This window comes from Paenibacillus sp. ClWae2A (genome assembly GCF_032452295.1).
Classification (GTDB): domain Bacteria; phylum Bacillota; class Bacilli; order Paenibacillales; family Paenibacillaceae; genus Paenibacillus.
Genome location: NZ_JAULSQ010000010.1, coordinates 80,650 through 94,016, shown reverse-complemented (window position 1 = coordinate 94,016; position 13,367 = coordinate 80,650). Strand labels below are relative to the sequence as shown.

The 13,367-nt window shown below is 45.9% G+C and carries 6 protein-coding genes and 1 pseudogene; 3 read left to right on the top strand and 4 right to left on the bottom strand.

Annotation, left to right across the window (positions count from 1 at the left end; translation table 11 throughout):
* Window positions 1-2: 2 nt before the first annotated feature.
* Window positions 3-977: a tRNA dihydrouridine synthase gene (locus tag QVE09_RS23880; RefSeq protein WP_315938818.1), complete on the bottom strand. Its 975-nt coding sequence runs from the start codon at window positions 975-977 to the stop codon at window positions 3-5.
* Between the two features lie 429 nt (window positions 978-1,406).
* Here QVE09_RS23880 and QVE09_RS23875 point away from each other — a divergent pair, with 429 nt between their 5' ends.
* Entirely contained in the window at window positions 1,407-1,874 is a 468-nt protein-coding gene (locus QVE09_RS23875) for a DinB family protein (RefSeq protein ID WP_315938817.1), read from the top strand.
* A gap of 250 nt (window positions 1,875-2,124) precedes the next feature.
* Window positions 2,125-3,172: pseudogene (locus QVE09_RS23870) on the top strand (MFS transporter).
* Between the two features lie 131 nt (window positions 3,173-3,303).
* Here the strand turns inward: QVE09_RS23870 and QVE09_RS23865 are convergent.
* The 3 genes from QVE09_RS23865 to QVE09_RS23855 form a co-directional block, all read right to left on the bottom strand.
* Window positions 3,304-8,451 carry an Ig-like domain-containing protein gene (locus QVE09_RS23865; protein WP_315938816.1) on the bottom strand — a complete coding sequence of 1,716 codons (5,148 nt, stop codon included), beginning with the start codon at window positions 8,449-8,451 and terminating at the stop codon, window positions 3,304-3,306.
* 257 nt (window positions 8,452-8,708) lie between these two features.
* Window positions 8,709-11,762 (bottom strand): sensor histidine kinase, encoded by a 3,054-nt coding sequence (locus QVE09_RS23860; RefSeq protein WP_315938815.1) that lies wholly within the window; start codon window positions 11,760-11,762, stop codon window positions 8,709-8,711.
* The gene (locus QVE09_RS23855; protein ID WP_315938814.1) at window positions 11,759-12,907 is read right to left on the bottom strand and encodes a response regulator; all 1,149 of its coding nucleotides are present in this window, start codon (window positions 12,905-12,907) and stop codon (window positions 11,759-11,761) included. Before QVE09_RS23855 ends, QVE09_RS23860 begins: the two co-directional genes overlap by 4 nt.
* A 219-nt stretch (window positions 12,908-13,126) precedes the next feature.
* Between QVE09_RS23855 and QVE09_RS23850 the strand changes: the two genes are divergently transcribed.
* Window positions 13,127-13,333: a DUF2536 family protein gene (locus tag QVE09_RS23850; protein WP_062836253.1), complete on the top strand. Its 207-nt coding sequence runs from the start codon at window positions 13,127-13,129 to the stop codon at window positions 13,331-13,333.
* The last annotated feature ends 34 nt before the right edge of the window (window positions 13,334-13,367 follow it).

Below are 13,367 nucleotides of genomic sequence, written 5' to 3'. Positions count from 1 at the left end.
CTCTACTCCGCCTGTTCATTACTTTCAAACTCATCGAGCAATTCACGTACTTTAGAAGTCGTTTTAGCGTTCATCAAGCTGTTTCTCAGCTCACTAGCCCCGCGGAAGCCACGGACATAGATTTTGAAAAAACGGGCCAGCGGGCTAAACGAACGCGGTTCAAGCTCAGAATATTGATCATGCAGGTCCAGATGCAGCCGCAGTAGATGAAGGAACTCTTCTGTGTTATGCTCCCTTGGCTCCTTCTCAAAAGCAAATGGATTTTGGAAAATACCGCGTCCTATCATAATTCCATCCACACCATATTGCTCCGCGAGTCTCAGGCCTGTCTGACGGTCAGGAATATCCCCATTAATGGTCAACAGTGTATTTGGTGCTATCTCATCACGAAGTTTCTTAATCTCCGGAATCAGTTCCCAGTGAGCGTCTACTTTGCTCATTTCTTCTCTCGTTCGTAAGTGAATGGACAGATTCACGATGTCTTGCTGCAAAATATGAGTTAACCAGTCGCGCCATTCATCGACCTCAGTAAATCCGAGACGCGTTTTCACACTGACCGGCAGCCCCCCGGCTTTCGCCGCCTGAATAATCTCCGCCGCAAGGGCTGGCCGGCAGATCAATCCACTTCCTTTTCCATTCTCCGCTACATTCGCTACCGGACAGCCCATATTAATATCGATGCCTTTAAAGCCTTCTTTCCCCATACCAATGCTCATCTCGCGGAAAAACTCCGGCTTATCTCCCCAGATATGAGCCACAATCGGCTGTTCATCCGCTGTAAACGTCAACCGTCCACGCACACTATGGTGCCCCTCCGGGTGACAATAACTCTCTGTGTTCGCAAACTCCGTAAAAAACACATCCGGTCTGCCCGCTTCACTTACGACATGCCGAAACACAACATCCGTCACATCTTCCATCGGTGCCAATATAAAAAATGGTCGTGGCAATTCACGCCAAAAATTGTCTTTCGTCATATCCAAAACCTCTCTATGCATACTAGGGAAATTCTTTATCCCGAAAATGTTAAATCATCTGTAACCGATTATATCACACCCCCGAGAGAAGCATACTTCTCCCGCTCGCCTGAATAAACAAAGTCAACTACATAGGAATGAATATCTTAAATATCTTGAATGTACCATTATAAAACCACTGCTTGGCGCAAGACAACTTCATTATCCACATTTAAACCTAATTTCTTTTTGCCATCTGTTCATTCCTGTTCATTCACTTTATTTAACCCATCAAGGAGTAGCTAAATATGTGTTTTTGACATCATGATACATTGCATATATTATAGACACATGTAATCTTTAATTGAGTAACCAGACAATGTCAGACCTTGTTCGAGATTGCGGTTCGACATACAACAGACAGTACAGTTAGAAAGGAGATCAATAAACATGGATGTATTAAAAAGTCAGTACGAAATGATTAAACGAACAAGGGAATCCCTCTTCCGAATGTGTGAAAACATGTCCCCCACAGCGTATATTAATCCGGTAGAAGCTTTAGGTGGAGATTCAATCCGTAACCTGCATGTTCATGTTACAGATTGTTATCGCGTATGGTTAGGTGTTCGTGGTCTTGGGAGATCCATGGCCAAAATAAAACCAGAATCCATCCGAGATGTTCAGCAGATGCGTAAATTATTTGAGGTGACAGATTCGCTCGTTGACGAATTCCTGCAGGATTTTACAAGCAACTGGAACCCCGACATTCAAGCCAGTTGGATGAGTGAAACCGCCGAATTAAGTGAATTATGGCTTTTTACACATTGCACAACCCATGAATTCCATCATCGAGGACAAATCACGAAAATAGCCAGACTACTTGGATACATCCCTCCCAAAATGAATTTATCTAAATAAAATGAGCCTGGGAATCATCTATTTAACAAAAGGGGTGAGTGATAAACGATTAATCATGTCTACATATTTCTACTTGATTCTTATCAAGTATAGGCTTTTTTTGTTATGCGTTTTTTTTCGCCATATTAAAGATAACAAATATCTTTAATATCCTCAAAAACAAGATTATCTGAGGAGCGTGGAAAGATTGCAAGCAAATACGACACAAAATCAGAGTACCACCGTTCAAAAGTATAAAATCATCCCCATCATGACTGCCTTACTATTAGCTGGTTTTATTGGTATGTTCAACGAGACGGCTTTAAACATTGCGCTCAGTAATCTCATTCTTCTCTTTAATATTAGCGCATCAACAGCCCAGTGGCTGACAACAGGTTACTTATTAACTCTGGGTATCTTAGTGCCGGTGTCCGGTTTGTTCCTCCAGTGTTACGAATGTGACCAAACCTAAAATTGATATCTTCTCACTCCTCTTATCGACACTTGGCTTCGGCGGAATCGTATTTGCTTTGAGCAGCGCAGGCGAAGGTGAAGGAGGCATTGCATCACCTACGGTTGTCATTTCATTATTCATCGGCGTATTATCCCTTATCTTATTTTCCATAAGACAATTGCGGATGAAGCACCCGATGTTGGATCTAAGAGCATTCAAGCAGCCGATGTTTACGATGGGTACTGTCATGCTTATGCTTGCGGTAATGGTGATGATGGCAGCCATGCTCATGCTACCCATGTATCTGATTAGAGTTCAAGGTCTGGATGCGTTCTCTGCAGGACTTGTGTTGTTACCGGGAGGAATTATCAACGCCATTATGCAGCCTATTATGGGAAAAGTATTTGATAAATATGGTCCAAGATGGGTTGTACCTGCTGGGTTAATGGTCATCTCCGTTGTACTCTGGCTTCTCTCAGGAATTACAGCAACAGATAGCCTTACTCACATCATACTGCTTCATACTTTCTTGATGATTGGTATTTCCATGGTATGGATGCCTTCTCAAGCGAATGGTCTGAACCAACTGCCTCCTTATCTGTATCCGCACGGTAGCGCTATTATGAATACGGTTCAGCAAGTGGCAGGTGCAATTGGTACCGCGATTGCGGTAAGTATTATGTCTATTGTTGCAAATAAATCACTGCTGCAATCTACAGATCAGGCCAACTCGGCGAATGCGGTATTGTCTCTGACCGAAGGTATACAACATGTGTTTCTAGTCGCCATATTTTTATCAGTGCTAGGCTTCGTCCTGTCTCTCTTCATGAAACGTGTTCTCATGCCGGGAAATAAGGAAGATTAGGTATATTATGAATCCACTGTACACCCTGAATGGGAAAAAAGCGGAATGAGTACTAATAAGTACTCATTCCGCTTTTCTAGCTTCCCTGTACTGTACCTTACAAATTACTATACCCAAAAGTTTAACGATCACTAGATTAGATTCGACTTCTGTAACAATCTTTGCATGATCGTGGCAATCTCGGCACGTGTAATCTTACCTTTTGGTGCTAGTAAAGACTGGCTGCGCCCCTGCACAAGACCTGACTTCACGCTGTCCGCTGCACTGCTGCGTGCCCAGGCGGATACAGTAGTCTCATCTTGGAATGACTGGAGCGTGGCATCTAAAGGCTCTGTGTTCAGGTTGTCTTTCAACCCAGTAATCGTCATCGCTTTCGCTAATATGACCATCGCCTGTTCTCTCGTAATGGTTTCGTTAGGATGGAAGGTGCCATCCTCGAAGCCGTTGATCAGCCCATAAGCATGTGCTGTACGGATAGCACCATTGTACCAATCCTCGGTCTGTACATCCATAAATGGCGTTTCCCCATTCTCCGGACGAAGCCCTAGACCACGAACAATGATTGCGGCGAACTCTGCACGGGTCACGGCTCGATCAGGATTGAAGGTATCGTTGCCAACGCCCTCCACAATCATGCGAGATCCCATATCATTTACAGCATCTTTCCCCCAATGATTCGTGACGTCATCAAATTGTAGCGGATGCCACACCACGGCATATGTGCTATTGGTCAGGCTGTTAATTTGAGCTTCGTATCTGCCATTGTTTTGACGTACTTTGGTCGGGACATGGCGAACTGATCCGTCTGGCTCCACGACAACGCCAGTTGTAATTTTGTTCGGATCTACGTCATATGGAATAGCTATCGTTCTCTCAACATAAACATCAAAATTTTTGACTTCAACAGACTTGTCACCATAAACGGCATTAACTGTAAAATTAAGCGGCTGAGCAACCAGTGTTAACTCATTCTGAGCGACTGCGCGCCCTACAATGTCCGATTGAACTGAGGTCGGAGCTGCGATTTCAATCTGTACCTTGATTCCCTGTAAGTCATTAGACCCTCCAACTTGGCTCGCAATCTCCCCAATGCGGATTTGCCCTGCAGGAACGGTATATGAAGCTTGCTCCGTTTGGAATTCCAGTATAGCTTGATAAGCTTCCATCGTCCTGATCATTTCGCCAGTAAGCTCACCAACGAAGATGTCAGACGTTTGACGGATTGGAATCGTAACAACAGCACGTTGCCCTTCTGCTGCTAATCTATCGTTCAGCTTCTGCTGATCCACAACAATGGTCAGTGCCGTTTGTTGATTACGTCGGGATAATGTCGCTTGTCCAGCATTCTCCACTTTTCCATTAACTAGAATATCGACACCTTTCGTCGTTGCTGTTGTCGGTGGTGTGACTGGCGTTACTGGTGTGGTCGATGGAGCTTCTGTTACAGGCGGATTGGTTGGCGGAACTGAGGCTGCAACTGGCACAACTGCATTGGACTTCGCCGAGTCTCTGCTTTTGCCTGCACCGTTAATGGCTCTCACCGTAAACGTATAGCTTGTTCCGTTACTCAATCCTGGTACTGTTATTGGACTAGCAGTACCTGTAATTACCGTGTTCCCAGGAAATACGGTCACCTCGTATCCCGTAATTGGACTTCCACCATCATGGGCTGGCGCTGTAAATCTCACTGTAGCTTGCCCGTTGCCCGGAGTCGCCGTCACATCTGTTGGCGCCCCCGGAACGCTTGATGGAGTAACGCTGACCTGATTGGAGGCTTCACTAAGACCTCCCTTATTCTCTGCTTTTACGACAAAGTAATAGTTCTTACCGTTAACCAACTCAGGAATGGTATAAGGTGACGATGCCTCGTCTGTAATTTCAACCCTATGGTCAGGATCATCGTCTGTTGCCATATAAATCCGGTACTCTACTTCGGGTTCCGTTTCCCATTTCAACGTTACATGACCATCCCCAGGTTCAGCTGTCAGATTCCGAGGGTTGGCCGGCGCATAAGGCAGATTTACCGCCTGTGTTACCTTGAAAGTGACAGGCAGCATCTGATCTGCTGTCAAAGTAACTGTAGCTGTATATGTTCCTGCTGGCAATCCATCTTTGGCACGCAAAGTGAACTCTGTCTGATCTCCAGCGGTCAATTCAGTATCCGGCTGCGTGATAACAAAGGCATCCGAATCATCCCCGCTCAGGGATGCAGATAAACGAATCAAATCTCCTGTACCCGTATGTTGAATGGACACGGTGTTCGTTTCCTGAGTACCAGACTCGTAATCGAGCAATAGTGGTTCCAGTGTGCGATCTTCAATTGGAGCAATCGTATACGTTGGAGCTGCTGTCACCGTGAGAACCATGCTACCTTTTTTACTAATATCTACTGTCGAGGTCGCGAAAATGGTATATTCCCCGGGCTCAGCATCGGCTTCTACCGTAACATAACCTGTATCGCTGACCTTCACCATATTGGTTGCATCGCTGCTGCTCCACGTCACCGTTACATCGGCTCCGCCTACGGTATCTACCGTTGCCGTCAGTTGTCTGCTCTCTCCCTGCATAAGGCTGTCCGTAGCCGGGTTAACAATGACGCTGTTCACAGCCGGTGCATACGTCACTTTAATGATTGCCGTTGCAACCTTGGTTAGATCGTACACGGATGTTACTGTAATCACATAGTCACCTGGGACAGCATCGGAAGCAACGCTAACATTACCCATGCTGCTTACAGTTACCTTGTTGCTAGAATCATTGCTCGCCCACATCACGGAAGGATCGGCTCCACCTACCGCAGTTACCGTGGCAGTGAGTTGCTCGCTTCTTCCTTGTGCGACATTAGCACTTTCCGGATTGACAGTGATATTGTGAATAGCTGGCGCATACGTCACTGTAACGGTTGCCCTTCCCGTTTTACTTCCGTCTTCAATTGATGTAGCTGTCATCGTATAGTCCCCTGGTACAGCATCTGCTGCAGCCGTTACAAAGCCTGTATCACTTACCTCAACTTTGCCAGTTAGATCACTGCTGTTCCATGTTACCTCCGTCGAAGCTCCACCAACTGCCTCAACGATTGCCTCTAACTGTATACCATCTCCCTGTACAATACTGGCTGGATCAGGCGTAACGATAACTCCGTTTACTGCTGGTGCATACGTCACCGTAATGGTTGCAGTCCCCACCTTACTGCTGTCTACCGTCGAAGTTGCCGTAATCGTGTAATTACCTGGCACAGCATCTGCGGCAACCGTCACAAAGCCAGTATCGCTTACCTCAACCTTGTTGTCCGTGTCACTGCTGACCCATGTCACCGTTGCTCCCGCCCCACCTACAGCGTTTACCGTTGCTACCAGTTGTCTGCTCTCTCCTTGCATCAAACTGTCGGTATCTGGGCTAACGCTAACGCTATTAACAGCTGGCGCATAGGTCACCGTAATGACCGCAGATTCTCTCATGAAAGTATCATATGAGGAAGATGCTGTAATGGTATAGTCACCCGGTGTAGCATCCGATGCCACACTTACCTTCCCCGTTGCATCTACCGTTACTTTATTACTGAGATCACTGCTATGCCATCTTACCGTGTCTGGCGCTCCACCTACGGCTACAACTGTTGCAGTTAACTGGGTGCTCTCCCCCTGCATCAAGCTATCAGTACTTGGACTAACCGTTATGCTCTGAACCGCTGGTGCATATGTCACCGTAACGGTTGCGGTTGCTGTTTTGGTACTATCAAACGTGGAACTCGCCGTGATGATGTAATTCCCTGGTGTTGCGTCCCGTGCAACAGTAACTAAGCCCGTAGCATTTACTGCTACCTTGTTCGTGACATCACTACTATTCCATGTCACTGTCGTTGGCGCATCCCCTACTGCATTAACAACGGCTGATAGTTGTCTGCTGCCACCTTGCATCGTACTCGTCGCAATTGGGTTCACAGTAACACTGGTGACGCTTGGTGGAGGTGGCGGCGTGAATTGCGCTGCCCTTATATTGACCACTGCTCTGTCATTCTCGTCCCACACCGCGTACAGCGCTCCATTCATTGCTGTTATGGCAGGATTGCTAGCGGTTTTAGTTCCAAATGCATTTAGACCACCATTTCTTCCGTTTTCGGCTAGAACCCATCCATTTCCATCATATTTTTTTACACGAATTTTAAAAATAGCACTAGCGTTACTCGTCACTCCAGAATATTCGGACCAAATGGCATATAATTCATTATTCAAACTCGCTAACTGAACTTCAAAAGCTCTCATCCCTATATTTACGTTGATGCCATATTCGCCATCTCCATCAATATTTGTCCAAGTACTGCCATCAAATTTTTTTACACGAATCTGATCATCCGTGCTATATTGACCACCGCGGGCTTCTACCCATGCTACATAGAGATGATCATTGATAACACTTAAGACTGGGGTTATAGCGTTGTTCCAACTAACCTTGTTTAATCCAGCTCCACCGTCAACTACTATCCAATTGTTTCCATCATACTTCTTAGCACGCACCGTATTGAAGCCGTTACTCACTCGTTCAGACCATAGTGCATATAAATCATTACCATATACAACCATGACGGGGTTACTTGCTCCACTGCCTGGACTCACATTCAATCCGTCTGTTCCTCCCCCGTCGAGGCTTGTCCACGTAGTGCCATTGTACTTCTTCGCGCGAATCTTAGCTGCTTCCGTCCAGATTGCATACAACTCATTATTGTATTCAGTCAACTTGGGAGTACTCGCGCTTATTGAGGGGCTTCCATTGATTCCTTCTACACTTCCTCCTTCAGCATTTGTCCAGCTCGTGCCGTCATACTTTTTGACCCGAATCTGACCAATAGAAGAAGTCTTCATTTCCGACCAAGACAAATATAAAGCGTTGTTATATACGGCGAGGGTCGGAGATACGACATCTTTGCTAACATCGTAGTTTAAACCAAGTGTTGGGTGACCCCCATCAACACTAACCCAGTTTGAGCCATCAAACTTTTTAACTCTGATTTGGCTAATCGTAGGTGTACTCGGAATAGTTTCTTTCCACGCCACATAAATCTCACCATTCCATTCCACGATGGCAGGCCTTTCACCCCTCATGCTTGGATTTACGTTAATGCCAGTTGCTCCATTCCCATCAATGATCGACCAGCCGGAAGCAGCCGAAGTTACACCACCTCCAACTATCAAGGATGGTATAAAAAGAATGATGGCTAGAAATAGATGTGCCATTCTTCGAAATTTTTTGTATTTCTTACTTGCTCCCCCCACTGAAACCATTACATGTCTCCCCCTCCGCAATATCAATCGAATACATTCTAATCAGCATAACGGAGTACACCTTAAAAAAACCTTAAAAAAACGATGTTATTCGACATACTTCGACTAGTTTAATCGGATCACATGTATCTTTTGCCTTGGGTCAGCTTGGGCATTCCAGTCCAATCAATCATATTTTTGATAAACTAACGTTCAAATAAATACAAAAAAGCCCCATCGCCATTACGATGGAACCCATTGATATAACACATCTTCTCTTAAGACAATACATAAGGAATACGAAAGGCAACACTCGTTCCACGCCCAGGCTCACTCGTTAGCGCCAGTGAAGTTCCATATTCAAATCTCAATCGCTTATCGATATTTCTCAAACCTACTCCTTGCTGGACGTAGGACTCGCTTTGTTCAAGTAATATCTTCATACTTTCTGAGGGAATTCCGACTCCGTCATCGGATACAACAAATAACCAATCCTCTTCTGATCTCTCTACTATCAATTTCACTGTGCCGCCTTCAATTCGATCTCCGATGCCGTGGCGAATCGCATTTTCGATCAACGGCTGAAGCAGCAACGGCGGTATTTGTAAACGATATGCCTCTTCAGGAATCTCATATTGGAAGCAAATACGGTCCCTGAATCTTGCCTGCTCAATCTGCACATACGTTTGAATAAGCTTGAATTCCTCATCGAGTTCGATGCGTTTATCCGAATTGCTGAACCGAAAGCTTCCTCGCAAATAATCAGCCAACGCGATTATCATGCTCCGCGCACGCTCTATATCTGTATAACTGGAGGCAACGATACTATTAAGAACGTTATATAGAAAATGCGGCTTGATCTGAGATTGAAGGAAAGCCACTTCCATATATACTGCGCGTCCCAGCGATTCCTTCATGGCAAGCAAACTTCCGATTCGGGCTTTTAATTCTTCCAAATCAAACGGTTTGGGCAAGTAGTCGTTTGCTCCAACCTGATATGCAGCCACCTTATCTTGTGGCTGTATTGCCGCAGTAACCATCAGTACGGGCAACTCCAATAGTGAATAGCGCTTGCGAATTTCTTGGCATACTTCGTATCCGGACATGCCTGGCATCATCAGGTCCAGAATGACAAGGTCGATTCTGCCCGGTTCGTCGATCTGGCGAAGTGCTTCGTATCCGTCTTTGACTGCGATGATCCGATAGTCATGGGATTGTAGTGTATCCAGCAAGACCTTCAGATTCACATACTGATCATCAACGATCAAAATCGTGCGCTTACCAGCGGCATTCGCAATATATGGTGTAGGAAACGAATACTCGTTCTCCAAAGGTTGAATGTAGGATGCTGATGAATGGTCCGAGGTAGCTATATTTTCATTATTTGACGTTGCCCGCTGCAGGGTAAACGTGAATGTCGTCCCCACGTCCAGGGTTGATCTCACGGATAGTGTTCCCCCTTGCAGATTAATCAACTGCTTAGCGATAGACAGCCCAAGCCCGGAGCCGCGTTGGCTTACTCCTTCCATGGATTTGAATGGCTCAAAGATATGCCGCATATCCTCAGAATGAATACCCGCTCCCGTATCCTGCACTTCGAATTGCAATAGGCCTCCTTGTTCCTTGCCAGCTACAATAATCGTTCCGTTCTCTGTGTACTTAATTGCATTGTCCAACAGATTACTAATGACCTGGCTCAACCTGATCTCATCAGCATAAGCAAGCGGCAAGTCCGCTGGCACCTGATTGACGAGTTGAATCTCCTTTTCCGCACTGAGATAAGAGTAGAAACGGATTTGCATCTCTACGACTGAACGGACATCGACTGGCGCCGGATCAATTCTAAGCTCCCCCTGTTTCAGCTTGGACAAGTCCAGAATGTCATAGACAAGCTGAGAGAGCTTCCTGGTAATATCGATCATCAGCTGCAGCTTCTCTCGCTGTCCTGACGTAGGCGGTATAGCAGTATCATCGAGCATAGACCGGGATATGTTCATAACGCCATGAAGAGGCGTCTTGAATTCGTGTGAGGTGCGTGCGAGAAAATCATCCTTGTGCTTGTCCGCCTCCATCAGCTGCCCCGAGAGCTCCTCTATTCTCTGGAACGCGTTTGAGAAGCGGAGCGACATCAACAGTGCAAGCATGAGCAGTACAAGAAACGGCTCGACGGGTGGTAGCGAATAGATCGGAACGCCAAAGTAGACGTTTAAGTTTTGGTTCAACACCAGCGCGTTCAAAGCCATAGCCGCTACAGCCAAATACCAGCTGCCAGCCACTCTATGGAGAACAGCGTAAACAAACACATAGGTGGCGTACAACAAAGCTAACGTGACGTACAGTGACGTCACAAGGCGAAACGGTCCTGTCGTAAGTTGCGTAGCAAAACCCATATGCAAGAGAAGTAAAGCAACCCCTGATAGTAGTCCTGCCTTCGTAAACCATCTATAGCTGTAGGGACGAAATGCGGTATACACATACAAGAAAAATCCTACACCTACCCCGATTGTCAACACCATTTGAATGCGAAAATATAGCCAAAATGGAAGTGGACCCATCGCATCGAACAGCACCCTCTCACCACTGACGCTTGTAAACGCTGCGATAAATACACAGACGAGTCCAAATACAACAAGGGACTGGTCATTCCTGCGCTGAGAAAATAATCCGATAAAATAAAGCCCCATGATCAGGAAGGCTGTTAGGGCAATCCAGTCATGTGCAGTCGCGACATCCCGAATTCTCGCGATCTGGTCAGCCTTGCCAAATTGGATAGACTCCCCGAGTCCACTGGTTACCCGGAATTCATGATTGGCAACCTCGATAACGATATCGTTCCAACCTGGCTTTAGTGTGAAATAGCTGACATACGGCTTGTTAAGCGCCCAATAACTGTCTTTGTTATCGGGATGCCCGCTGGAGCCTACGACTTGTCCGTTGACAACAAGCCTGTTGGAGATCAGAATGGCTGCCGTCTTCATTCCGTATATCACGCTATCGTCATCAATTAAAAGCCTTAACCGATACGTTGCCACACCCAACGTATCCATCTGTTTGGACCAAGATCCTGGCACCTGAATGAACGAAGGGGCTTCATCTCCCACCTCCTCAGAGGTGAGGGGATCGCTGAAGAGTAGCCGATTCGGGTAAAACTCCCATTGCCCATCCAGCCGTACCGCACCGTTCTCCTCAAATGCCCAATCGGTCAAGTCCATGGCTCCGTTCGCCGCGATCGGCATGGTTTTCTTGTTCATTGTGAAGTAATTCAACAACACCCCGTAAGTCGCGAATAACATTGTTATCGTAATAAGTACCGCAAGGATTTTGCGCTTCATCGAGCTGTGCGTTCCGATCCTTCTATCGTTTTCTGAACCAATAACAACGTCTCCTCCTCCAGTTCTGTTCCAAGTTGTATACGCACGGCTTGCTCTAACTGCAAGCTTACACGGTACGCCTCACTGCGGTTGTTCAGGTCCAGATGGAGTTTAATCAGCGCACGTCCATCAATCTCGGAGTCAGGAACAAGCGACAACAACCGCTGCAAGCTATCCGCTGCAAACAAAAGCTTTCCTTGACTACGATAATGCACATGCCATTTTCGAAGCGCACGGACATACAACGATTTGATATCCAACTGTTTAGCAATCGCCCAGTCGAAATTGCATCCATCCATATAATCTCCGATGTACATCTCGTTCATCTGATCATAGTGCATCTCATTCATTTGCTCTTCCGCTAATAATTTGTTTAGCAATTTCTCGAATTGAGAAACATCTATTGTAATGTCGTTCAGTTCGGCGGAAAACCCCTGATTTCCCTTACGGATATGGATTGGTACGCCCTGCTCTGTCAAGCTTCTTCGAAGATAAGAAAGACAGGTGTACAAATACGATTTGGCTTTATCGAGATCGTAACCCGGCCACAACGCCTCAATAATGACAGCAGTATTTACGCGCTTGCCTTCATGATGAATCAGAAATGCGCATAGCTCCCTCTCTTTTTTCGTTTTCCAAATGACTTCCTTGCCCGTTTCGCCCAGTGATACGATATGAAATCCTCCGAGAGAAAGAACTGATGGCACTGAAGGCTTTTTTGGCTCTGGTGGACTGGCCTGCTTGTAAAGATTTTTGGTTATCCGTGCCACCGTAGTTTGTAACCGGCTCACCGTAAACGGCTTCAACAGATAATCGGTTGAATCAATCTCAAACGCTTCAAGTGCATATTCGGCGTAGGCTGTCGTGAAAATGATGGGCAGCTCAGGAGAAATGCTCCTTATTCGCCGGGCTGCTTCGGTGCCCTTCATACCCGGCATCTGAATATCCAGGAACACGGCGTCTATCATGGTTCGGCTTAAATCTTCTAGCGCCTGAATGGGATTTAGATATCTTCCTGCGATTTCCACATTCCCCATTTGACCAAGCAATATTTCAAGCAGATCCAGTGCATCTTCTTCATCGTCAATCAATATGACACGTATCATCGGCTGTTCTCCTTTTCCGTTCATGCTAAAGATTGGCGGCCTTGAGTCAATGTTCCATTCACAATATTTATAAATATATATCGGGCGAGCGGCTTCGTCTCTTTATATCCTGATATGTTGGGTGCAATTAATCTTGCCGAACTGGAAAAGCTCCTCTAAAATGAAGCTCGGCAGGCATTTAACCTGCAGATCGACATTTGGAGGAGGCATGACTTAAATATGGAAATTTCACTGGATATAATTAAAGATAAAGTCGAATGCTTGCAGGCTTATGACTTTCATGAACTTGCGCGAGCGATTGAAGAACGAATTGAAATCAACAAAGCGCTAATGCTGCGAGTGAAGCAAGTTCAACATCAAGTAACATTTGACCCTATACGTACCAAAATGTTATATAGTGCAGTTGTGCATTTTGCCGTAGATTAACGGACCAAGACTTTGAATAGTGAATACCAGATTA

Coding starts and splice junctions, on each gene's coding strand:
- QVE09_RS23850 (WP_062836253.1), top strand. CDS start 13,127: ATGGAAATTTCACTGGATATAATTAAAGATAAAGTCGAATGCTTGCAG.
- QVE09_RS23865 (WP_315938816.1), bottom strand. CDS start 8,451: ATGGTTTCAGTGGGGGGAGCAAGTAAGAAATACAAAAAATTTCGAAGA.
- QVE09_RS23855 (WP_315938814.1), bottom strand. CDS start 12,907: ATGATACGTGTCATATTGATTGACGATGAAGAAGATGCACTGGATCTG.
- QVE09_RS23860 (WP_315938815.1), bottom strand. CDS start 11,762: ATGAAGCGCAAAATCCTTGCGGTACTTATTACGATAACAATGTTATTC.
- QVE09_RS23875 (WP_315938817.1), top strand. CDS start 1,407: ATGGATGTATTAAAAAGTCAGTACGAAATGATTAAACGAACAAGGGAA.
- QVE09_RS23880 (WP_315938818.1), bottom strand. CDS start 977: ATGACGAAAGACAATTTTTGGCGTGAATTGCCACGACCATTTTTTATA.